Genomic DNA, 22,149 nt, shown 5'->3' with positions numbered 1-22,149 from the left:
AATCTCCTGCAAACTGCCCCAATAGCGACCATACAAACGTTTTTCTTCATGGCGAGTTTCATACCAACACAGTGCGCTGGCAATGGGCTGTTGATCTCGATAGGCGATGCTCATGACACAATGCTGGGGTAAGGCATCACCCACCCAATCAAAAAAGGCTTTTGAGAGGTAAGGAGTGCGACCACGTACGCTATAGGTATTGGCGTAGCACTGATAAAAGAACGCCCAATCAGCCGCAGTAATTTGTGTGCCTGTTTTGATTCCAGTCTGGATGTTGGCCGCTGCAACCTTTTGGCGTTCTTGACGGATGTTTTTACGTTTGCTGCGACTCAAGCTTTGGGTAAACGCCTCAAACGAGGCCCAACCTTGGTTGCGCCAATGAAATTGTAAATGAGTGCGACGGACAAAGCCCGCATCTTGGAGTGCTTGTTGATCATCGTCTTCTGTAAACAGCACATGCATCGAGGATAGACCACTTTTTTGAACCAGTTGTTTGAGAGCGCCTGCAACGATGGTTTTGTGTTCTGGAAGGCACAGTAAGCGCGGTCCTTGAACCGGTGTGAGTGGTACACCACAAAGCCATTTTGGGTAATAGTCGATCCCGTGTTGTTCGTAGGCCTGTGCCCAGGTCCAGTCAAAAATGAACTCGCCATACGAGTGACTTTTGGCATAAAGTGGCATGACAGCGATGAGTTCTTCACCCAGCTTGATTTGTAAATGTTGAGCTTGCCAACCCGTACTGGGACTCACGGAGTTTGACATTTCAAATCCATTGAGCATGGCATGACTAGTCAAAAAACTGCCGCCTGCGATTTTATTCAAAGTGTCCCAGTGAGCAGGACGAATGTCACGAATATGATTGGTAGTTTGTATCGAGAGGGTGGTTTGGGGCATGAAATTTGAACAGCGAATAAAAACAAATCGATGTGAGAATTAGCTATTAAGGATAGAGCAAATTTAGACACCGTGTGCTTAAGTCCCGTCAATGGTGGTGCGTGTGTGAGTGTTTGTCAGAATGTGTTTACAAGCTTGCCACTTCGTATAATTGCCATTCAATAGAAAGAACTGCATTTCTAGGGGGAAGCAGAATGAATGTAATCGTGAAGGATGATGTCAAATCGAAGGTCTCTGAGGTCGAATGGCAGGCGCGGGTGAATCTGGCTGCGTGTTATCGCTTGATGCCGATGTTTGGCATGAGTGACCTGGTTTACAACCACATCACCTTACGGGTGCCTGATACGGAAGATCGGTTTTTGATCAACCCATATGGCTATATGTATGAAGAAATTACCGCGTCTAGCCTGATTACGATCGATGTTGAAGGCAATGTTATTTACAACCCACATGGTGATGCATTTGATATCAATCAGGCGGGTTATGTCATTCACAGTGCAGTGCATAAAGCACGGCATGATGTCGGCTGTGTGATTCACACACACTCTCGAGCTGGGATGGGTGTGTCAGCACTCAAGTGTGGCTTGTTACCGTTGACACAGACGGCAATGCGTTTTGCTGAAGTGGCTTATCACGATTACGAAGGGCCTGCACTAGATCTCGATGAGCAAAAACGCTTGGTTGCCGATTTGGGAATGCGCGAAGCGATGATTTTGCGTAACCACGGTTTACTGGTTGCCAGCCCAGATGTGGATCAAGCATTTAATGCAATTTACTGGCTCGAGATGGCGTGTCGTGTGCAGATGGATGTGTTAGCAACTAACACAGAAATCAATATGCCAGATCCAGAGGTGATTGCTAAAGCCAATCACCTTTATAAGCCCACCACTCGACGTCCGTTCGGCATTATGGAGTGGCCTGCCATGTTGCGTTACTTAGATCGTCGTGATCCCAGCTATCGAGAATAATTGAACGATAGTCTTTATGAGGGTGAAACGGCGAGTCAACTTGCCGATTCATCCTCTTTTTGTTTCAGCAAATTAATACTTCACAACAGCAAATGTCTCAACGCCGTGCGCTTGAAGACGTTGTGCACCACCCAATTCAGTGAGTTCGACGATCACTGCGCATTCCACAATCTGTGCGCCCAGTTCTTTTAAGAGTAGACAGGCTGCTTCGGCTGTGCCACCTGTCGCCAGTAAATCATCGATCAGTAGCACGCGTTCGTTGGGTGCTATGGCATCCTGGTGTGCTTCGATGGTATCGGTTCCATATTCCAGTGCATAGGATTGTGAGATGGTTTCTGCGGGTAGTTTGCCGGGTTTTCTGAGCGGCACAAAGCCTGCCCCTAATGCATAAGCCACTGGGGTTCCAATCATGAATCCACGTGCTTCAATACCGACTATCTTGTCAATTTTTTGGTCTTTATAGCGATCAGCAATGGTATTGACTGTGAGCTGCAATCCTTGCGGGTCTTTAAACAGGGTCGTGATGTCACGAAACAGAATGCCCTCTTTGGGGTAATTCTCGATCGTTCGGATGCGGGATTTAATCGGCATGCGTCTGTGCTTCCTGTTTGAGAGTGGGGCGTTGTAATCTTCGACTGAAGGGAACCCCGATGATGACAATTAAAAGACACACTATGAGAACGGGTGTATTGCCATACCGAACGTAAGGCGTAAGCCCTGTTTGCCCTTGAATTCTGACATCGACGTAACCTGCAGCCATGGTGGGCAGCACAGCAATGGTATTGCCCCAGTGGTCAATGGCACCGGTCATACCCGTGTTAGTGCTGCGAACCATGGGGCGTTGTGTCTCCATGGCTCGTAATCGAGCCATTTGCCAGTGTTGCGTGAGCGCATTGGTGTTGCCAAACCAACCTAAATTGCTGAAGTTTGCCAAAATTGTGGCCCCTTGGCGCACTGATGGCAAAAGGTCTTCCGCAAACACGTCTTCATAGCAAATATTGGGTGCAATCGATTGGTTGGCAACTTGCAAAGGTCGTTGTTCAGAAGACCCCGTCTCAAAGTGCCCAAGTGGAATATGCATCAAATCGATAAACCACTGAAAGCCCCAAGGCACATATTCACCAAAAGGAACGAGATGCTGTTTGTCGTAATGCGCCCGAACCTGACTTTGTTGGAGACTGTCGGCTTGATCGGATCTATCAATCAGGATGACGCTGTTGGTATAACCGCCTGCATCAGATTGCTGTAAAGGGCTACCCATGAGGATGCTGGTGTTGTGATCGGTCGCAGTTTGTATCCAGCTTGACCAGATATCGGCGTGAATCCGATTGGGCACTTGCGTCATCACCGTCTCAGGTAACAGCACAATGTCAGGTTTATGTTGTTGTTGGTCTTGCTCGTGTCCTGAAAGGGATTGGTAGAGTTCAATCGCTTTTAAAAAACCCTGGGGTGTGAATTTTTCTGCTTGATCAATGTCGCCCTGCACCAGACGGATGACGACTGCTGGACCTTGATCATGTGTCCAGGACCACTGTGCTAAAAATGCACCAGCCGCACAAAGTAGACCGGCCAAAAACAGTGGCAGTGTCTGTACACCACGAAACCCATGCGCTTGTCGCAGACGGTTGTTATGCAAACTGCATGCGACAATAGCGCTGACCCAAGCCACAATGAATGTGATGCCATAAGGGCCGATCCATGCCGACCAGCCCGCGAGCCAACCCTCAACTTGTCCTGATGCCGTATTGAGCCAAGCAAAGCCAGTCAGCAACGTGCCTCGTAACCATTCACACAACGTCCAGATGGCTGCCCAAAATGCGCCCAATCCGATGATGCCTTTTGGGGTGAGATCCTGAGTTTGGCCAGCACTCATGCGTCTGAAAAGCCAGGCACTCAGCGTTGGATAAAGTGACAGATAAGCTGCAAAGCCAATCAAGGCGATGATGGCCATCCATAATGGCATCCCACCGTATTGATGCATGCTCACGGTTAACCAGTACAAGCCCGTGACAAACGTGCCCATGCCAAAGAAAAAACCGATTGAAGCAGCACGCGCTGCCCGTGGCGCATTGGCGATCAGAAAAAAGAAAATCACCAGACAGATGACTTGCAGCCAGGGCAAAAAGGCCGCCGGCAATGGATCGGGCGCAAACGAGAGGGAGTGAACAGCGCCTAACGCAAATGCGAATACTAATGGACGTTTAGACATACGAACTTAGACGGATTCAATGGGAGGTTGTACGCCTGTCAGCCGCTTGATTCGAACCCATAAAGCTCGTCTGGAATCAGCTCTCAAAACATCGAACTGTAGGTTGTCCAGAAAATGCCGATCACCGCGTTGCGGAATGTGGTTGAGCTCATGAGCAAGCCAGCCGCCTAAAGTGTCGTAATCACCTTCTGGGAACTGGCAATCTAGAAGTTGTTCAATGTCTTCAAGTACTGTTGCAGCCATCACGCGCCAAGTGTTCAATCCATCTGGAAAGATGGTGCGTTCGCTGGCATCAAACTCATCTTCAATGCTGCCGACGATTTGCTCGAGCACATCTTCCATGGTAACTAAACCCGTGATGCCACCGTGCTCATCAATCACAATGGCGATGTGGTTGCGATTGATTCGAAACTCTTGCAAAAGTACATCGACGCGCTTAGTTTCTGGAATAAAAACAGCAGGTCTGATGAGATCCCGAAGGCCGAGTTGTGGATTACTCATGATTTGTAAAGCATCTTTGGTCATGAACAAGCCGATGACATTTTCTCGGGATTCTTCAAACACTGGGAATCTGGAATGACCGACGTTCACAATTTGTGGCAACTGTGCCGCAAAAGGTTCATTGACATCGAGCATATTCATATGCGCTCTAGGGATCATGATGTCGACAGCTGTCATATCACTGACTTCAAGTGTACTGATCAAAATCGTGTAGACGTTGTTGTCGATGAGTTTGTGTTCGAGCGCACCGCGCAGAATATCCTGGAGATCGTCTAGTGACTCAGGATCGCGTTGCATGGCCTTGCGCAAACGGCCCACGAGAGAAAATTTGGATTTTTGTTTATGACCTGATTCTTGACCAGGCGTCGTAGGGTAGGGGTCAGACATTGTGGGGTGAGAATTGGCACCTAAAATAAGATTATTCAAGAATAACCGAAACACACATTTTTAAACAGTTGCATTGTTGGTTATTTGACGCGTTCTACTGGGTTTTATGATGAAATACGATCTTGGTAAGGGTCTTGAATTTTCATATGCTGCAAAATCGTTGTTTCGAGCGTTTCCATTTCCAAGGCCTCTTCATCATCCATGTGATCGTAACCCAAGGCGTGTAAGACACCATGTACGCATAAATGGGCAGCATGATCAAGGATGGTTTTTTGTTGTTCATGGGCTTCACGCACCAGAACAGGTATGCACAGAACAATATCTGCCATCCAAGCAGAGTCATCATCTGGCATGGGGTCATACTGAAACGTCAAGACATTGGTTGCGTAATCCCGTTCTCGGTACAGTCGGTTAAGCGTGCGACCTTCTTCCTCATCCACCAGACGCAAAGTCAAAATCAGCTTTTGAGGTGGGTCAGACATGTCTTTCGAAGCAGCACGCAATGCTTGCTCAGCCCAGTGTCGTAGGCGCCAGCGCGGTAAATGATCGGCTGAAACGGCGTACTGAATGCTGAGCGATAACGTGATGGGCATGGCGAATTGACGTTTAGTGATGTGATTCAGATTCGACTTTTTCATAGGCGTCAACGATTCTGGCAACAAGCGGGTGGCGAACCACATCAGCGCTGGTGAATTGAGTTTGTGCAATGCCTTTGACGTCTTTGAGAATGCCAACTGCTTGAATCAAACCACTGGGTTGACCCCGTGGTAAGTCAATCTGCGTTGGGTCTCCGGTAATGACTGCTTTGCTCCCAAAACCAATGCGCGTTAGAAACATTTTCATTTGCGCGGGCGTCGTGTTTTGTGCTTCATCCAAAATCACAAAGGCGTTGTTGAGCGTGCGCCCTCGCATATAGGCCAGAGGTGCAATTTCAATGACTTGCTTCTCAAATAAACGCTGCACCTTATCAAATCCCATTAGATCCCACAGTGCGTCATAAAGTGGGCGTAAATAAGGATCGACCTTTTGCGTTAAGTCACCTGGTAAAAATCCCAGGCGTTCGCCAGCTTCGACGGCCGGACGAGTCAGAATTAGACGCTGGATGTTGTCGCGCTCTAGGGCATCGATGGCACATGCAACGGCGAGCCAGGTTTTTCCGGTGCCTGCAGGTCCAGTTCCAAATGTTATGTCATGCTTGAGGATGTTCTGAATGTATCGCGCTTGACGGTCTGAGCGAGGTCGTAAATCGGTCCGACGAGTCTTTAGGACAGGCAAATGAAGATAGTCTTTGGCGAGATGTCCTGTGCGAATTTCTGCCAAGCCCAACTGCACCATTTCAACGCTGATGTCTTTGCGGGCTGCTTGCGTATGCAGTTGTTGAAGCAGTGCGGCGACCTCGTTTGCATGCGTGCCTTGAATCTCAAATTGATGATCGCGTCGGCGCACGATTACGTTGAGTCCTTGTTCGATCTGGCGTAAATGTTCATCAAGCGGTCCGCAGACACGGCCCAATTGTTCGTTGTCACCGTCGAGTGTAAAGCGTGCGACTTTATTCATATTCAAATCTGTGTAGTCTCCTGTGTGACGATTTCACCTCGCAAGCTGTTGGTAAAAGCTTGTGTAATTTCGACATCAATCATATGTCCGATCAGACGTTTAGAGCCGGCAAAGTTCACAATTCGATTGTTTTCTGTACGACCCGTGAGTTCTTCATCGTCGCGTCGGGAGGTGCCTTCGATTAACACTTTCTGGTGGGTTCCGATCATGCTGCGCGAAATGTCGGCTGCAAAACCGCTGATAACAGATTGCAGATGCTGCAAACGCTTGAGTTTGAGCATTTGTGGGGTGTCATCCGCTAGATCAGCTGCTGGTGTTCCTGGGCGACGGGAGTACACAAAAGAAAACGACATATCAAAACCAATGTCTTCGATGAGTTTCATGGTTTTGTTGAAATCGGATTCGTCTTCCCCCGGAAAACCGACAATGAAGTCAGAAGACAAAGCCAGATCTGGGCGAGCTTCACGTAAACGACGCACGATTGATTTGTATTCCAGTGAGGTGTAACCACGCTTCATTGCTGCCAAAATACGGTCACTACCCGATTGCACAGGCAAGTGTAAAAATGGCACAAGTTTAGGCAATTTGCCGTGCGCCTCGATGAGTCGCGTGGTCATTTCTTTAGGGTGTGACGTGGTGTAACGAATTCGTTCAACCCCCGGGATTTCATGAACGTATTCAAGCAAGGTTGCAAAATCAGCCACTTCGCCACTATCACCCATAGGGCCTAGGTAAGCGTTGACGTTTTGTCCAAGCAAAGTGATTTCTTTGACCCCTTGGTCGGCAAGATCAGCTACTTCAACCAGCACATCCTCAAAGGGACGAGAGACTTCTTCGCCTCGTGTGTACGGAACCACGCAGAAGCTGCAATATTTACTGCAGCCTTCCATGATGGACACGTAAGCCGTTGGCCCTTGAACACGGGCAGGAGGCAGGGCGTCAAACTTTTCAATTTCCGGAAAGCTAATGTCAACTTGAGGTCGACCAGTTTCATGTTTTCGACCGATTAGGTCTGGTAAGCGATGCAGAGTCTGCGGTCCAAAGACGACATCGACGTATGGTGCGCGTTTGATAATCGCTTCACCTTCTTGACTGGCGACACAGCCACCGACACCGATGATGACATTGGGACGATCGCGTTTAATTTCGCGGGCTCGACCCAAGTCTGAAAAGACTTTTTCTTGGGCTTTTTCTCGAATGGAACAGGTGTTAAACAAAATCACATCGGCGTCGTCCGCAGATTGTGTCAGTTCAACAGGGGTGTCTTTGCCCAAGACATCAAACATCTTTTCAGAATCATACTCATTCATCTGACAACCGAAAGTGCGTATAAACACTTTGGTGGGTTTGGTTTGAGGGTTAGTTGGGCTGGTTAACGACTCGTTGGTGGTTGTGGTTTTCATGGTCATGGTGTCGATGCGGGTTTAGATCCCGAGGACAAAAGGGTCATCAAGTTGATTCGCAATAATTGGTTGATTGTGAATCAACAGCGTGATGACATAAAAACAAAAGCATCCAAAACAGGATGCTGCGTGGAGTTCGAATTTTATCCGATCCCGTGTGTTGTGCAACACATTGCGTCGGGATCGGATAAAGCAAGGGGCTTATTCGCTGTAGATTTCTTCGACCGTATCGCGTTTTTTAATAGGCTTGACGATGTCCTCGCGTGCGACACCTAGCCACATGGCAATCGACGAGGCCACAAAAACGGAGGAATAAATACCGAACCAAATACCGATCGTCAAAGCAAGCGAAAAGTTATGCAGAGTTGGACCGCCAAAAATCAGCATAGACAACACAACCATCTGGGTTGAGCCGTGTGTGATGATGGTTCTTGACATGGTTTGGGTGATGGCGCCATCGATGATGTCTTGCACGGAGGTGTCACGCTCTTTACGGAAGTTTTCACGAATTCGATCCATGATCACCACCGATTCGTTTACGGAGTAACCCAGAACCGCAAGCACCCCGGCCAGCACCGATAATGAAAACTCCCATTGGAAAAAAGCAAAAAAACCTAGGATGATTACCACGTCATGCAAGTTGGCAAACACCCCGGCGACGGCAAATTTCCATTCGAACCGCATCGCCAAATACACCACAATTCCGATGATCACAAACAGCAGGGCGAGTAGGCCGTTTTCTACAAGTTCTCGACCGATCTGCGGGCCTACAAACTCGACTCGCCTCAAAGCTACGTCAGCCGTGGCTTGCTGGAGTGCCTCTAAGACGATTTGGCTTTGTGCAGCAGTGGTTTGACCTTCAATGATCGGTAGACGAATGAGAACATCACGCGAGGTCCCAAAGTTCTGAACCTGAAAGTCCGAATACCCAAGGCCTTGGAGTGTTTCTCGAACCTCGGTCAATGGGGCTGATTGCGCGTAGCTCAGTTCGATCACGGTTCCGCCGGTAAACTCAACCGATAGGTTAAAACCGCGAGTCACGATAAAAAAAACTGACAGCGCGAAAAAAATCAGACTAATGATGTTTAGCACCAACTTGTGGCGCATAAACGGGATGGTGCGTGTAATACGAAATAATTCCATGATGTCAGTCCTTTGGTTTCCAGACCGTGCCGATCGACAAGGTCTTGAGTCCCTTGCGTGAACCGTGTGTCAGATTGACCAGTGCACGCACACCGACCACGGACGAGAACATGGAGGTCAGGATGCCTAGACAATGAACGACGGCAAAGCCACGGATTGGACCTGTTCCGAAAATCAGCAAAGCAACCCCAACGATCAGGGTGGTGAGGTTGGAGTCCAGAATCGTGCCCCAGGCGCGTTCAAAGCCAATTTGGATGGCAGATTGTGGTGATTCCCCTCGTCGTAACTCTTCGCGAATCCGCTCGTTGATTAGCACGTTGGCGTCAATCGCCATCCCCAGCGTCAAAGCAATGGCGGCAATTCCTGGCAGGGTCAGTGTAGCTTGCAACAATGACAGCAAGCCCAAGAGCAGCAGCAGGTTGAAAGTCAGTCCGACTGCTGAGAATAGTCCAAACAGGTGGTAGTAGAGGATCATAAAGACCACAACTGCGACAAACCCCCAAAGCGTGGCATCAAACCCTTTCTCAATGTTTTCTGCGCCAAGGCTGGGTCCAATCGTGCGCTCTTCAACAATCGTCATCGGGGCAGCCAGAGAACCTGCGCGCAAGAGCAGGGCGATATCGGCTGCTTCCTGAGCGTTCATGCTACCTGAAATCTGGACTTGACCACCCGGAATTTCACTACGAATCACGGGTGCTGTGACGACTTCACCCTGACCGCGTTCAAACAGCAAGATCGCCATGCGACGACCGATGTTGTCGCGTGTGACATCTCGGAAAATCCGTGCCCCTTTGCTATCGAGCGTCAAGTGCACAGCGGCAGATTGAGATTGTTGGTCACGACCCGCTTGCGCGTCTTGAAGATTTTCACCGGTCAGAATGACTTGGCGTCTGAGCAATAAAGGACGACCATCGGTGTCTTCGTAGCGCTCAAGTCCGAATGGCACGGTCCCTGCAGACAGCGCAGCTGTCGCGGCAGGTGAGTCATCGACTAAACGAATTTCCAGAGTGGCCGTTCGACCCAAAATCTCTTTGGCGCGAGCAACGTCCTGTACACCAGGCAATTGAACAATAATGCGGTCGGCACCTTGCTGCTGAATAACAGGCTCAGCAACACCTAACTCGTTGATTCGGTTGTGCAGAGTGGTGATGTTTTGTTTAAGCGCATTACTCTGAACAGCAATGATCGCAGATTCACTCAAACGACCCGTGAGTTGTGGCCGACCTTCATGGGCACCTGTTGCAGTGGTTTCCGTAAAGTTGATGTCAGGGTAGCGTGAACGCAGTAGTGACAGTGCACGCGAACGAGCGGCATCATCGGAGAATACGGCTTGTACAGACATGCCGTCGCGCTCAATGGTGCTCACTGGAATGCGCTGATCACGCAGTGTGGCCCGAAGATCAGTCGTCATCGTGTCGTAGCGACCGGTCAATGCACCTTGCATGTCGACTTCTAACAAGAAATGCACACCACCTCGCAAGTCCAGACCCAGATACATGGGACTTGCACCCAATGCGGTAAGCCATTCAGGTGATGCAGGTAAAAGGTTCAGAGCGACGGTGTAATCAGGTTGTTCGGCGTTTGGGTTTAGGGCGCGTTCAATCACGTCGCGCGCTTTAATCTGAGTGTCGGTGTCTGCAAAACGGAAGCGAGCCGTTCCGACTGGACCATTGCGTTCAAAGCTAGAGCCAGTTGTTGTAATGCCAGCTTGACTCAACAAACTTTGAACACGATCGAGCATCTCTGGCTCGAGCTTAATGGTGGTTTTAGCGCTTGAAACTTGGACGGCAGGCGCTTCACCATAAAAGTTCGGCAACGTGTAGAGAATGCCCAGAACCAGGGCGACCAACACGGTCAGGTATTTCCAAAGTGGATAGCGATTCATAGGATCAACATCTTCTATCGGACACCGGCGCCATTTCGGCGCCTAGTGTCTTGGGGAAAGCACAATCAGATGTCTTTGATCGTGCCTTTAGGAAGGACTGTTTGGACAGCACTGCGTTGCATCAGGATTTCAACTGGCTTGTCACCCAGATGTGAGACTTCAACGGCAATGTAGGCATCTGTCACACGGCTGACTTTACCCAGCATACCGCCAGCGGTCATGACTTCATCGCCTTTAGCCAACGCAGCAACCAGTGCTTTGTGGGCTTTCTGACGTTTCATCTGAGGACGGATCATCAAGAAATACAAGATGACGAACATCAGGATGATAGGCAAAAAGCCTCCAATTCCTGCGGCGTCTGCCTGAGCCAGAATAACGCTGGCTGATTCGTGTAATGACATTCAAAGCCTCCTTGGTATCGCGTTGAAGTTCGCGAACATTAAAACAAAATAAATTTCAAAACAAAAGAAACGCGGTGTAACAGGGTAGCAACTGGTTGCCCGATATGAATGCAATGTGCTGCTTTTTTTCACATCTCTCAGGGCGGCTATTGTACCGAGTCAGACGCGCGTTGCTCGAAAAATGCTTTTTTCCAGGTATCGAATTCACCTTGTTCAATCGCTAAACGGATTTCTTTCATGAGATTTAGATAGAAATGCAGATTGTGCAGGGTGTTTAATCGTGCCCCCGTAATTTCATTGCTTTTTTGCAGGTGATGCAGATAGGAACGAGAAAAGTTTTGACAGGTGTGACACGTACATTCACTGTCCAGTGGACGCGTATCATCACGATAACGGGCATTGCGAATCTTAATGTCACCGTGTCGTGTAAACAGCCAACCATTGCGGGCATTGCGAGTCGGCATGACGCAATCAAACATATCCACGCCGTGAGTGACACCATTGACCAGATCTTCTGGTGTACCGACACCCATCAAATAGCGTGGTGCATTGGTCGGCATTTTGGGTGTGGTGTGCGCCAGAATGCGCATCATGTCTTCTTTGGGCTCACCGACAGACAGACCGCCGATGGCGTAGCCGTGAAACCCGATGTCTGTTAGTGCCGCCAATGACTCATCACGTAAGTCTTCAAACATCCCGCCTTGGACAATACCAAATAATGCATTGGGATTGCCTTGCTCATGAAACGACTGGTGAGAGCGTTTGGCCCAGCGGGCTGACATGCGCATGGATTGCGCAGCTTGTTCATGTGTGGCAATGCCATCGCCTATGCGATAGGGCGTACATTCATCAAACACCATCACCACGTCACTGTTAAGGGCGGTTTGAATCTGCATGGAGATTTCAGGGGTGAGAAATTGCCTTGAGCCATCAATCGGAGAGGCAAATACGACACCTTCTTCGGTAATCTTACGCATCCCTTGCAAACTGAAAACTTGGAAACCACCCGAATCGGTGAGGATAGGACGATCCCAGCCCATAAAGCCGTGTAAGCCCTGATGCTGATGAATAATGCCAGGGCCGGGTCGTAACCACAGATGAAATGTGTTGCCCAGCACGATCTGAGCACCCAGATCGTGTAGTTCGTGAGGCAGCATGGCTTTGACACTGCCGTACGTCCCAACAGGCATAAAAACGGGGGTTTCAACGACGCCATGTTGCAGGGTTAGTTTGGCGCGTCGCGCCTGACCTTGCGTGGCAATAACTTCAAACTGCATGGGCTGTTTGTACTCCAGCTGATAGTGGGGATGTATTTCCGATGAATCTTTCAGGTGGTTCGATGGCGCGCGCACCTTCAGACTTCAGATTGCGATGGTGTTCAGTGTACACCGCGCATCCTCGACGTGTTTTAGAGTCTGGGTTTCAAGTGGTAATCCGTGCCTCTAGAAACATGGCATCGCCATAACTAAAGAATCGATATCCTTGCGCAACCGCATGCAGGTAGGCTTGTTTCATGTTCTCTAAACCACAAAAGGCTGCCACTAGCATCAATAGTGTTGAACGAGGTAGATGAAAGTTAGTCACCATAGCATCCACCACTTGCCACTGAAATCCAGGTGTAATAAAGAGCTGTGTGTCATCTTGTGCAGCTTGTAAGTTCGAACCAAACTGAGCCGCATTGGACTCTAGCGCTCGAACGCTCGTGGTGCCGACGGCAATGACACGACCACCGCGTGCACGCGTTTCACGGATAGCATCGATGCAGGCTTGATCCAATGTGTAATGTTCATGGTGCATTTTGTGTTTGGCAAGGTCATTGTCACGGACTGGTGCAAAGGTGCCTGCGCCGACATGTAACGTGACATAAGCGGTTTTAACGCCCATGGCCTCTAGCTGGATAAAGAAATGCTCATCAAAATGTAAACCCGCTGTGGGCGCTGCGACTGCGCCTGGGTGGCGTGCGTAAACCGTCTGATAGCGAGTTGCATCCACCTCATCGTCTTCTTTTGTGATGTAGGGTGGCAGTGGAACGTGACCAATGGCCTGTAAAACTTCAAGGACAGGGTCTTCAAACCGTAGAACAAATAAATCATCTTGGCGTGCGGTCACCTGAGCCTGATAAGTGTCCGAATCCTGTGAGAATGTCACCGAAGTGTCGGGCTTGGGTGCTTTGCTAGCACGCATGTGAGCCAGAACGGTGTGTGTATCGAGAAGGCGTTCGACGAGTGCTTCAACGCGACCTCCACTGGCTTTATGACCATACAGGCGCGCTTTAATGACTTGTGTGTTGTTAAAGACGAGCAAATCGCCTGGTTGTAATAACTGAAGCAGATCGGGGAACTGTCGATCGATTAGCTGGCCTTGCGCATCCATATGCAATAAACGGCTGGCTGTGCGCTCACTGGCCGGGAATTGTGCGATTAGTCTTTGAGGCAGTTCATAATCAAAGTCGTCCAGAGTAAGCGTGCCGAAAATGTTGGGAGTCATGTCAGATATGAGTGAAAGCGATTAGGGTGGGCGTTTTGCGCCAAAAAGTAGTTACTTTGTTACACAATAGGCGTCAGACGATGCCTACTGAATGGTTTGTTTAACTAGTTGCTTGTGTGGCTTATGCATAAACGGCTTGCTTTAAAAGCATTATTTCGAAGTCCCTGCGTGCAGGATGAATAACATAGACTGGATATTACTCTGATGAGAACTCCGTATCTGAAAATCGCCTCTAAATGGTTGGTTTCCTGCGCAACAATGGCCTTGATGCCGCTGGCGCAGGCTCAAGGGCTGCCAACTGAGGTCGCCAGTGCTTGGCAAAAAACACAACTTCCCCTCTCGAGCGCTTCTTTTGTAATTGAAGAAGTTGGTGGCAAGCGTATCGCAGCGCATGAGCCAGCCACAATGCGCAATCCGGCGTCTGTGATGAAGCTTGTGACAACCTGGGCAGCTTTGTCCGATTTGGGGCCAGAGTTTGTCTGGCGCACGGCATTTCTCAAAGATGCTGATTCGACCATTAGTCAGAACGGTGTGCTCAGTGGCAATTTGTATCTGCGTCCCAGTGGGGATCCCATGCTTTTGCTGGAGGACCTTTGGCGTCTGATGCGTGATTTGCGCTTGCGTGGTATTCAACAGATCGGCGATTTGGTGATTGATCGAGGATTGTTTGCCGATGTGTCCATTGATCCGGGTGAGTTTGATGGCAAACCTGATCGCCCTTATAACGCTAGCCCAGATGTTTTTATGGTGGGTTTTGGAGCCGTTAGAGTCGTTTTTACGCCTAATGAAGTCAAAAAACAGTGGCAAGCTTTTTTTGATCCACCGCTGCCTGGTATGGATGTTGAAAGTGAGCTCCAATGGATACCTGGGGCATGTAATCCGGCCGCGACAAAGGTCGAATTGGAAACCGTCACAGCGGGCAATGAAGTGCGCTTTCGGGCTACAGGTAAAGCGGCGGGTTCATGTGGTGAGTTCGATCTGTACCGATTGGCTTTTGATCAGCCCACAATGGCTGCCAAGGTATTGCGCCATATGTGGACTGAAATCGGTGGCAAGATGACAGGGCAGGTGCGTGATGGTCGAATTCCCTCAGATGCGTTGCCCGTTGTTGCCTATCAATCGCCTCCTTTAGCCGAAGTGATTCGTCTCATCAACAAGCGCAGTAATAACGTCATGACACGGTCGCTTTTGCTGACGATTGGTGCGCGCTCTGGTTTGAGACCTGCGACTGTGCAAGGAAGCGTGGATCGAGTACAGAGCGTGTTGCGTCGGCAGGGTTTGGATTTTTCTAAAGCTGTGATTGAAAACGGTTCTGGCTTATCGCGACGAGCCAGTGTCAGTGCTGACTTGATGACCGCTATGCTGCAAAAAGCTTGGGCATCGCCCGCCATGCCGGAGTATCTGGCTTCGATGGCAATCATGGGAGTGGATGGTACTTTGACGAATCGCCTTAGAAAAACACCTGCGCGCGGCTATGCCAATATGAAAACCGGGGCACTTAGAGACGCACGCGCGATTGCGGGTTATGTACTGTCTCGTTCTGGTAAACGGTATATATTTGTGAGTCTTGTGAATGATCCACAAGCCTTTAAAGCCCGCGAGTTTGAGAATGCGGTCGTGCAATGGCTTGTCGAGAAACAATAAATCAGCCCCATTTAACTTTTCCTCTCTGGGAGTTCGCTACAAAATGTCTGTGCACGAAATCAAGCACCCTCTGGTGCGCCATAAACTGGGTCTGATGCGATGTCATGATCTGAGTACAAAAAGTTTTCGGGAACTTGCTAGCGAGATTACTGGTCTCTTAATGTACGAGGCATGTCAGAACCTGCCACTTGACAGTGTTGAAGTCCAAGGTTGGAACGGTGCAGTGCAAGTCGAACGGGTTGCGGGTAAAAAAATCACCGTGGTGCCGATTTTACGAGCAGGCATTGGCATGCTAGATGGGGTGCTAAACTTGGTGCCAGGCGCGCGGGTGAGCACGGTAGGCATTGCGCGTAATGAAGATACATTACAGGCGCACACCTACTACGAAAGTCTGGTGGGAGAATTGGATCAGCGTCTGGCAATTATTGTGGATCCGATGCTAGCCACAGGTGGTTCGATGAACGCAACGATTGATCTATTAAAACGCGCAGGATGTAAAGAAATTCGAGCATTGGTGTTAGTCGCTGCACCTCGTGGTATTGACGCCGTACGACAAGCACATCCGGATGTGATGTTGTATACGGCCAGTATTGATGAAGGACTCAACGAGGATGGTTACATTTTGCCGGGTCTCGGTGATGCAGGTGATCGTTTGTTTGGAACGAAACAAAAGGGACAGAAGCACGAAGTTTGAGTTAAGCTTAATTAATCCAAGGTATTTATAAAGAAAATAAACGTGATCGGCTTGTAGTTCATGCAGTCCGGTCCATCATTCAGGAGTAATAAAACATGGCAAACAAATCAAGTCAAAAGCATCTATCAGACCGTCTGATTGATTCAGTTAAAACTGCGATTGACGACGCCGAAGACCTGCTGCGTCAAGCTGCATCAGAAACCGGAGATCGCGCTGTGCAGTTGCGTGATCAAGCAATGGAACGCTTGGATCGCACACGCTCTGCGATTCGCGACATGCAAGACGTGGTGGTCGATAAAGGCCGTCAAGCTGCGCATGCAACAGATGACTATGTGCACACCAACCCTTGGCAGGCTGTGACGATTTCAGCTGTCGCTGGTCTCTTGATCGGTTTGCTGATTGGTCGCCGTTAATTAGAAACAACACGTCAGCAACAAGACAGGAGCCTGAATTTGGCAAGCATACGGGATGTTCTCAGAGAATTAATCAGTGAACTGGTGGGTGCTGCTCGCACTCGTGTAGAACTCTTTGGTCTTGAATGGCAACAAGCGCGTGGTCAACTGGCCATTCTGGTTGCTCTTTTGCTGGCAGGGGTTGCTTTACTGTGGCTTGCCGTTTTAATGGTAAGTGTTCTGATCCTGACGCTGACGTGGAACACGCCTTATCGTGACTGGGTGGTTGTCGGTCTCTTACTATTGTATCTAGTTGGTGGTATTGCGTGTTTACTTGCGTTGAAATCTCGGCTTGGACGTCGTGAAGACTTGCCTTTTGCAGCCACGGTCGATGAATTAAAGCGTGATGCGCAGATGCTCTCTGGTTCATTTGAATCCGATCGTATGGGGGCTGCTCGGTATCGCGCACAAAGTTCTGACGGAGAATCGTGATGAATAGGCATCGTGAATCTCCTTCCGTTGAACGAAAAATTCGTATTGAGTTGTTGCGCTCGCAAGCGGCTATCGAACGACAAACCATTGCAATTCAGGCACAAAACCTGAAATCCAAGCTCGATCCGCGTGAGCAAATCATGAGTATGATGCCGACATCAGGCAGTGGACTCTTGGCACAAATTGGTCGTGCGGCTATACGCTATCCTTACTTAGCGTCCACAGGTAGCACGTTATTGCTCAGTCAGCTCAGAAACCCAAGACGATTGCTGCTTGGTGGCACTGTCGGTTTGATCATTTGGGCCATCAGTAAACGTAAGCGCCTTCGCGAAGAAACACCGCCCCCGCCACCACCTCTTTTCTGAGCGATTGTTGGTTTTATCCACCATTCGAACAAAAACAAAATGCACAGCTCGTCTTTCAAGACTGACTGTGCATTTTACGTTTGGGCTCTAAGAGTGCTGGAGGTCAGAGTCCTAAGCTAGACCAGATGTCATCGACCCGTTTTTTCGTGTCGGTATCCATGACGATGGGTACGCCCCATTCACGCGATGTTTCACCAGGCCATTTGTTGGTGGCATCTAAACCCATTTTTCCACCGAGACCACTGATTGGGGACGCAAAGTCCAGATAGTCAATCGGTGTGTTTTCAACAAGTACCGTATCGCGAACGGGATCCATCCGGGTTGTCATGGCCCAGACAACTTCTTTCCAATCACGAATGTTGATGTCTTCATCAACGACCACCAGAAACTTGGTATACATAAATTGGCGCAAAATACTCCAGATCCCAAACATGACGCGTTTGGCGTGTCCTGCATACTGTTTACGCATGGAAATGACTGCCAAACGATAGCTGCAACCCTCAGGTGGTAAGAAGAAGTCAGTGATTTCGGGTAGTTGTTTTTGCAGCAATGGCACGAAGACTTCATTGAGAGCTTCACCCAAGACAGCAGGCTCATCAGGGGGTTTGCCGGTATATGTCGTGTGGTAGATCGGATTGCGTCGCATGGTGATGCGTTCGACGGTAAAGACAGGGAACCAGTCACGTTCGTTGTAATAGCCTGTGTGGTCCCCGTAAGGGCCTTCAAGCGCCATTTCATAATCACTCGGTGGACATGCGGGCGTGTCTTCAGGCGCATTCTTAGGGATGCTAGGTGCGTTGGCGCGAGTGTCGCAGGTTGGCAGAATATGGCCTTCCAGAATGATTTCTGCATGCGCAGGCACACTGAGCTCGCTGCCCAGCGCTTTGGCCAAATGGGTTCTGGAGCCCCGCAATAAACCAGCAAACTGGTATTCAGACAAACTGTCCGGAACGGGTGTGACTGCGGCCAGTGTTGTGGCTGGGTCGGCGCCTAAAGCCACTGCAATTGGAAAGGGTCTGCCAGGATAGGCTAGGGCGTGATCCCGAAAATCAAGGGCACCACCACGGTGTGATAACCAGCGCATGATGAGCTTGTTGCGACCAATGACTTGTTGGCGATAAATCCCAAGGTTTTGTCGTTTGGCGTTGGGGCCACGTGTGATGACTAGGCCCCAGGTCAGTAGTGGTGCAATGTCGCCAGGCCAGCAGGTCTGAATGGGTAGATCATTCAGATCGACATCATTGCCTTCAAGCACAATCTCCTGACAAACAGGTGAGCGAACATTTTTAGGCGCCATGTCCCAGAGGGCGGACTTAAGCATCGAGACTTTGCTGAATGCATCGCGCAAACCTTCTGGAGCCGAGGGCTCTTTGAGCGTAGCAAGCAGTTCGCCAATGGCACGCAATTCGCTGACATCATCAGCACCCATGGCTTGGGCTACCCGTTTTGGGGTGCCAAATAAGTTCGCGAGAACTGGCATGGAACTTTTTTGTCCAAAGTGCTGTGCGTTCTCAAAGAGTAGGGCAGGGCCTTGCTGATGCAGCACACGGCTTGAAATTTCAGTCATTTCCAATCGCGTATCGACGGCGATGGGAATTCGTTTGAGATCCGAGCTGGCTTGCAGCTGGTCGAGAAAGTCACGCAAATCTTTATATTGCACTGCAGATTCCAAAAAATAATGGTTAAATGTTCCGCATGTCAGAATCAATTTCCTTGATCCCGCACGCCAGTCAGAACACTTGGCAGAAAAATCTGCGCTCTGTACTGCGTACCATTTTGTCATATCTCGGCATCGCCGTGTTGGTTGCGCTTTTAATGGTGCTCAGTGTGCCTACGGTGGGGGAGCGCCTAGCGATGATGAATCAGATCGTTTTAATTGCACTGAAAGACGAAGTGCCGGGTCTTGCTGATACCGTTCAGTCGATCGATCCGGCGACAGTTAGTCCGCAAGTGTCGCCAGTCGATGTCGAACCTCTGCCAGCGAAACCGTTAGAGAGCTTAGAAGGTGATACAGCCCCCAATCAGGTGGATAAAGGCACAGATGCTCAGCCAGTGATTTCGTTTAAATCGCAAGTTGACCAAGCAATGGCGCATTTTTCATTGACACGTAAACAACTCGATGCGTTAGAAACCTATATAGCCAGAAAGTACAAAGTCGGTCGTGATGTGATTCATCGCCTGACCGATACAGTTCTGGTTGCTGGGTATGAACGCAAGATTCATCCTTTGCTGACACTGGCCGTTATGTCGGTGGAATCCCGATTTAATCCGTATGCAGAAAGTGGTGCTGGGGCACAGGGTTTGATGCAGGTCATGACTCGGGTGCATACCGACAAGTTTGAGCGCTTGGGACAAACAGAAGATGCGGCATTTCATCCGATGCACAATATCCGTGTTGGGATTGAAATCCTGGCTGATTGCATTAAAAGAAGGGGTTCTGTCACGAATGGACTGAAATGCTACGTGGGTGCAACGGGTCCCAATGATGGGGGTTATGCGAACAAGGTTTTAGCCGAACAACGCCGTATGGCGTTGTCGGGCAAAATTGCATTGCCGAACTAAAGTTGAATAGCTGGTTGAAGTCCCTTTGAGGTTTGTCTCAGGCAGAGGGGCCCGAGCCAATCAAGACTTGACGCATACGCTCAACGGCTTTTTGCAGTCGATCCATCCCGATGGTGTAAGACAGTCGAATCATGCGTTTTGCATGTGTAGGACCAAAATCGGCACCAGGCACAACAGCGACCCCCCCTTGCTCTAGCAACTGGCTAGCCAGATGGTCACTGTCATTGGAAAATCGGCTGATATCTGCATAGACATAAAATGCGCCGTCTGGAACGACGGGCACTGTCATTCCCATTTGATTTAAGGCCTCAACCAAGAAGTCGCGCCGTGCTTTAAAAGCTTGGCGGCGTTGCTCAAAAATAGCCAATGAATCGGGTGTGAAACAGGCCAGTGCCGCGTGTTGTGACAAACTCGGTGGGCAAATCGTCAGATTTGAGGTGAGGTCCTCGATTGGTTCAACCAGATGCGGTGGCACAATCATCCAGCCAAGTCGCCATCCCGTCATATGAAAGTATTTCGAAAAGCTATTCAGAATGATGAAGTCATCACTCAGACGTAGCGCAGAGTGCCGGGTCTGGCCATAGGATAGTCCGAGATAAATTTCATCCATGATCGCAAAGCCGTGGCGCGATTGAACATAATTCAAAATCTCTTTGACGGTGTCAGGCTGCAATGAGGTCCCCGTGGGGTTGCTGGGAGATGCGAGCATAATGCCACCTGTTTTGTCATCCCAAAGGGAGTCAATTTGTGCACAAGTGGGCTGAAAGCCGTCTTTGGCTTGTGTGGGGATGATTTTTGCATGACCACCTGCGGCCGTCACAAAGTTGATGTTAGGCGGGTAGTAGGGGTCAGGTACTAAAACATTTTGGCCTGGATTGACTAAGGCCATGGTTGCCAGTTGTAATGCGCCACTGGCGCCAGCCGTCACAATCACACGAGCTGGATCGACAGGTGCATCGAACGTTTGCGCATAAAATTGCGCAATGGCTTCACGTAATGGCATGATGCCAAGTGCCGGTGTGTACCGACCGAGACTGGCTTGAGCCGCTTTGTTAAGGGCTTGTACGACAGCCGGTGGCGCGCTGAAGTCAGGTTCACCAATGCCTAGACTGATGATATCTTTGCCTTGAGCGGCCAGTTCAGCGCTACGCTTAAAAATAGACATCGCCTGAAAAGGCAGGATGTGGCGGGTACGGGTTGCAGGTTTAGGGTATTTCATGCCGAGTCAAAATTAGTCAATCCAAAGGAGGATTGTAGTGTCCACAGAGCCGACTTCAAGGCGTTCTTTCTTATTTGGGCGCACTTCGCGTCAAGAAGATACGTGGTTACTGTTCGTTGCCAAGCTCAAACGGAGTTGTCGTGGCGAGGTCCGATTGGTGCCTCGTGAGACGGCACCGTGTGCCTATCTGGAGCCCACTGAGCTCAATGATATCTTGCTGGCGCGTACTTTATGTGCGCAATACGGTGTCGCCATGGGTTTAGTGGGTGTGCCCGAGTCCGATAGGGATAAGCAGCGACCTTTGCTCATGGTTCAGGCGGGGCGCGCTTGGGGCAGTCTGATGCCTTTAGAGGATGGTATCTGGCGAGTGGATGCGGGTTGTGCGGTGGCTGCGATGCGGGCGGCTGGTTTATGGGTGGCACCTACTCGAACTGCTGTGGGTAATTTGGCACAATGGATTGCGCAATTACGAACTCCTCAAACCGCAGGTGGATTATCACAGTTTGGTGTGGTTGCCCTTGAGTGTCTGATGGCAGATGGCCAGATCGAGGTGTTTTCTGAATTTGGTGTCAAAGACCAGCAACCGCTACGAACGATTGCGGCACAAAAGGCGATTCCGGCGCTTTTTGAATTGAGTCTGCGTCCAGAACTTGATGATATTCGTCAGGCAAGGGCACGGTCTGAACCGATCGCCTGGCCACTCATTTATCGTTTAGATGCGCTCATCGCTAGTGAAAACGAAGGCTTGAATCTTGCTGAGATTTTTTTAGGACATGGTGGTCAACTTGTCTGGGTGATTGCTGCGCATATGAAAGTGATGACACCCGCACAGACAATAGGGGTATCTGAGGTGGGTGAGTCGAATTTGTCATCATCTGTCTATTCAGAGATCGAGCACCAAGTTCGTCAGGTGTTTGATGGATCTGACGTCTTTTTGTGTCCATAG

General features: G+C 49.7%; 22 protein-coding genes. 8 read left to right on the top strand and 14 right to left on the bottom strand.

All coding sequences use genetic code 11. The features are described 5' to 3' along the window. On the bottom strand, nt 1-894 hold an 894-nt coding region (locus ACOI06_RS09480; protein ID WP_420662318.1), incomplete at its 3' end, for a GNAT family N-acetyltransferase. A 194-nt stretch (nt 895-1,088) separates the two neighbouring features. On the opposite strand from ACOI06_RS09480, the gene ACOI06_RS09475 reads away from it, so the two are divergent. After that, nucleotides 1,089-1,862, top strand: a complete 774-nt coding sequence (locus tag ACOI06_RS09475; RefSeq protein ID WP_420662317.1) for a class II aldolase/adducin family protein — start codon at nt 1,089-1,091, stop codon at nt 1,860-1,862. 72 nt (nt 1,863-1,934) lie between these two features. Here the strand turns inward: ACOI06_RS09475 and ACOI06_RS09470 are convergent, their stop codons facing one another. The 11 genes from ACOI06_RS09470 to queA form a co-directional block, all read right to left on the bottom strand. Next, nucleotides 1,935-2,453 carry an adenine phosphoribosyltransferase gene (locus tag ACOI06_RS09470; RefSeq protein ID WP_420662316.1) on the bottom strand — a complete coding sequence of 173 codons (519 nt, stop codon included), beginning with the start codon at nt 2,451-2,453 and terminating at the stop codon, nt 1,935-1,937. Next, nucleotides 2,443-4,071, bottom strand: a complete 1,629-nt coding sequence (gene lnt, locus ACOI06_RS09465; protein WP_420662315.1) for an apolipoprotein N-acyltransferase — start codon at nt 4,069-4,071, stop codon at nt 2,443-2,445. Before lnt ends, ACOI06_RS09470 begins: the two co-directional genes overlap by 11 nt. Before the next feature lie 6 nt (nt 4,072-4,077). Then, nucleotides 4,078-4,998 (bottom strand): HlyC/CorC family transporter, encoded by a 921-nt coding sequence (locus ACOI06_RS09460; RefSeq protein WP_420662314.1) that lies wholly within the window; start codon nt 4,996-4,998, stop codon nt 4,078-4,080. Nucleotides 4,999-5,063: 65 nt separating this feature from the next. After that, complete coding sequence (ybeY, locus tag ACOI06_RS09455; protein ID WP_420662325.1) at nt 5,064-5,552, bottom strand: rRNA maturation RNase YbeY; 489 nt, start codon at nt 5,550-5,552, stop codon at nt 5,064-5,066. 13 nt (nt 5,553-5,565) lie between these two features. Next, nucleotides 5,566-6,516: a PhoH family protein gene (locus ACOI06_RS09450; RefSeq protein WP_420662324.1), complete on the bottom strand. Its 951-nt coding sequence runs from the start codon at nt 6,514-6,516 to the stop codon at nt 5,566-5,568. A 2-nt stretch (nt 6,517-6,518) separates the two neighbouring features. Then, complete coding sequence (gene miaB / locus ACOI06_RS09445; RefSeq protein WP_420662313.1) at nt 6,519-7,919, bottom strand: tRNA (N6-isopentenyl adenosine(37)-C2)-methylthiotransferase MiaB; 1,401 nt, start codon at nt 7,917-7,919, stop codon at nt 6,519-6,521. Nucleotides 7,920-8,120: 201 nt separating this feature from the next. Then, a complete protein-coding gene (gene secF / locus ACOI06_RS09440; protein WP_420662312.1) occupies nt 8,121-9,062 on the bottom strand; it encodes a protein translocase subunit SecF in 942 nt (313 codons plus the stop codon). Nucleotides 9,063-9,066: 4 nt separating this feature from the next. Then, the gene (gene secD / locus ACOI06_RS09435) at nt 9,067-10,947 is read right to left on the bottom strand and encodes a protein translocase subunit SecD (protein ID WP_420662311.1); all 1,881 of its coding nucleotides are present in this window, start codon (nt 10,945-10,947) and stop codon (nt 9,067-9,069) included. Nucleotides 10,948-11,012: 65 nt separating this feature from the next. Continuing rightward, nucleotides 11,013-11,348: a preprotein translocase subunit YajC gene (yajC, locus tag ACOI06_RS09430; protein ID WP_420662310.1), complete on the bottom strand. Its 336-nt coding sequence runs from the start codon at nt 11,346-11,348 to the stop codon at nt 11,013-11,015. Nucleotides 11,349-11,494: 146 nt separating this feature from the next. Continuing rightward, a complete protein-coding gene (gene tgt, locus ACOI06_RS09425; protein ID WP_420662309.1) occupies nt 11,495-12,625 on the bottom strand; it encodes a tRNA guanosine(34) transglycosylase Tgt in 1,131 nt (376 codons plus the stop codon). A gap of 145 nt (nt 12,626-12,770) precedes the next feature. After that, a complete protein-coding gene (queA, locus tag ACOI06_RS09420; protein WP_420662308.1) occupies nt 12,771-13,835 on the bottom strand; it encodes a tRNA preQ1(34) S-adenosylmethionine ribosyltransferase-isomerase QueA in 1,065 nt (354 codons plus the stop codon). A 204-nt stretch (nt 13,836-14,039) separates the two neighbouring features. Between queA and dacB the strand changes: the two genes are divergently transcribed. The 5 genes from dacB to ACOI06_RS09395 all read left to right on the top strand — a co-directional run bounded on the left by dacB (nt 14,040) and on the right by ACOI06_RS09395 (nt 17,422). Then, the gene (gene dacB, locus ACOI06_RS09415) at nt 14,040-15,479 is read left to right on the top strand and encodes a D-alanyl-D-alanine carboxypeptidase/D-alanyl-D-alanine endopeptidase (protein WP_420662307.1); all 1,440 of its coding nucleotides are present in this window, start codon (nt 14,040-14,042) and stop codon (nt 15,477-15,479) included. 43 nt (nt 15,480-15,522) lie between these two features. Then, nucleotides 15,523-16,173: a uracil phosphoribosyltransferase gene (gene upp, locus ACOI06_RS09410; RefSeq protein ID WP_420662306.1), complete on the top strand. Its 651-nt coding sequence runs from the start codon at nt 15,523-15,525 to the stop codon at nt 16,171-16,173. A gap of 95 nt (nt 16,174-16,268) precedes the next feature. Further along, complete coding sequence (locus ACOI06_RS09405) at nt 16,269-16,586, top strand: DUF883 family protein (RefSeq protein WP_420662305.1); 318 nt, start codon at nt 16,269-16,271, stop codon at nt 16,584-16,586. Between the two features lie 39 nt (nt 16,587-16,625). After that, nucleotides 16,626-17,057, top strand: a complete 432-nt coding sequence (locus tag ACOI06_RS09400; RefSeq protein WP_420662304.1) for a phage holin family protein — start codon at nt 16,626-16,628, stop codon at nt 17,055-17,057. Continuing rightward, entirely contained in the window at nt 17,057-17,422 is a 366-nt protein-coding gene (locus ACOI06_RS09395) for a hypothetical protein (RefSeq protein WP_420662303.1), read from the top strand. The genes ACOI06_RS09400 and ACOI06_RS09395 overlap by 1 nt, the downstream gene beginning before the upstream one ends. Nucleotides 17,423-17,525: 103 nt before the next feature. Here the strand turns inward: ACOI06_RS09395 and ACOI06_RS09390 are convergent, their stop codons facing one another. Further along, nucleotides 17,526-19,082 carry a UbiD family decarboxylase gene (locus ACOI06_RS09390; RefSeq protein ID WP_420662302.1) on the bottom strand — a complete coding sequence of 519 codons (1,557 nt, stop codon included), beginning with the start codon at nt 19,080-19,082 and terminating at the stop codon, nt 17,526-17,528. 35 nt (nt 19,083-19,117) lie between these two features. Here ACOI06_RS09390 and ACOI06_RS09385 point away from each other — a divergent pair, with 35 nt between their 5' ends. Further along, entirely contained in the window at nt 19,118-19,984 is an 867-nt protein-coding gene (locus ACOI06_RS09385; RefSeq protein ID WP_420662301.1) for a transglycosylase SLT domain-containing protein, read from the top strand. A 37-nt stretch (nt 19,985-20,021) separates the two neighbouring features. Here the strand turns inward: ACOI06_RS09385 and ACOI06_RS09380 are convergent, their stop codons facing one another. Beyond that, nucleotides 20,022-21,203 carry a pyridoxal phosphate-dependent aminotransferase gene (locus ACOI06_RS09380; protein ID WP_420662300.1) on the bottom strand — a complete coding sequence of 394 codons (1,182 nt, stop codon included), beginning with the start codon at nt 21,201-21,203 and terminating at the stop codon, nt 20,022-20,024. A gap of 37 nt (nt 21,204-21,240) precedes the next feature. Between ACOI06_RS09380 and ACOI06_RS09375 the strand changes: the two genes are divergently transcribed. After that, complete coding sequence (locus tag ACOI06_RS09375) at nt 21,241-22,149, top strand: hypothetical protein (RefSeq protein WP_420662299.1); 909 nt, start codon at nt 21,241-21,243, stop codon at nt 22,147-22,149.

It is taken from the genome of Orrella sp. 11846 (assembly GCF_048820935.1).
Taxonomy (GTDB): Bacteria; Pseudomonadota; Gammaproteobacteria; order Burkholderiales; family Burkholderiaceae_B; genus Algicoccus.
This window is presented reverse-complemented; position numbering and strand designations above follow the sequence as displayed.

Bases quoted from the DNA above. Each gene is read 5' to 3' on its own strand.
- ACOI06_RS09385 (WP_420662301.1), top strand. From the start codon at position 19,118: ATGTCAGAATCAATTTCCTTGATCCCGCACGCCAGTCAGAACACTTGG.
- ACOI06_RS09475 (WP_420662317.1), top strand. From the start codon at position 1,089: ATGAATGTAATCGTGAAGGATGATGTCAAATCGAAGGTCTCTGAGGTC.
- upp (WP_420662306.1), top strand. From the start codon at position 15,523: ATGTCTGTGCACGAAATCAAGCACCCTCTGGTGCGCCATAAACTGGGT.
- secF (WP_420662312.1), bottom strand. From the start codon at position 9,062: ATGGAATTATTTCGTATTACACGCACCATCCCGTTTATGCGCCACAAG.
- tgt (WP_420662309.1), bottom strand. From the start codon at position 12,625: ATGCAGTTTGAAGTTATTGCCACGCAAGGTCAGGCGCGACGCGCCAAA.
- secD (WP_420662311.1), bottom strand. From the start codon at position 10,947: ATGAATCGCTATCCACTTTGGAAATACCTGACCGTGTTGGTCGCCCTG.
- queA (WP_420662308.1), bottom strand. From the start codon at position 13,835: ATGACTCCCAACATTTTCGGCACGCTTACTCTGGACGACTTTGATTAT.
- lnt (WP_420662315.1), bottom strand. From the start codon at position 4,071: ATGTCTAAACGTCCATTAGTATTCGCATTTGCGTTAGGCGCTGTTCAC.
- miaB (WP_420662313.1), bottom strand. From the start codon at position 7,919: ATGAAAACCACAACCACCAACGAGTCGTTAACCAGCCCAACTAACCCT.
- ACOI06_RS09470 (WP_420662316.1), bottom strand. From the start codon at position 2,453: ATGCCGATTAAATCCCGCATCCGAACGATCGAGAATTACCCCAAAGAG.
- ybeY (WP_420662325.1), bottom strand. From the start codon at position 5,552: ATGCCCATCACGTTATCGCTCAGCATTCAGTACGCCGTTTCAGCCGAT.
- ACOI06_RS09395 (WP_420662303.1), top strand. From the start codon at position 17,057: ATGAATAGGCATCGTGAATCTCCTTCCGTTGAACGAAAAATTCGTATT.
- yajC (WP_420662310.1), bottom strand. From the start codon at position 11,348: ATGTCATTACACGAATCAGCCAGCGTTATTCTGGCTCAGGCAGACGCC.
- ACOI06_RS09380 (WP_420662300.1), bottom strand. From the start codon at position 21,203: ATGAAATACCCTAAACCTGCAACCCGTACCCGCCACATCCTGCCTTTT.
- dacB (WP_420662307.1), top strand. From the start codon at position 14,040: ATGAGAACTCCGTATCTGAAAATCGCCTCTAAATGGTTGGTTTCCTGC.
- ACOI06_RS09405 (WP_420662305.1), top strand. From the start codon at position 16,269: ATGGCAAACAAATCAAGTCAAAAGCATCTATCAGACCGTCTGATTGAT.
- ACOI06_RS09450 (WP_420662324.1), bottom strand. From the start codon at position 6,516: ATGAATAAAGTCGCACGCTTTACACTCGACGGTGACAACGAACAATTG.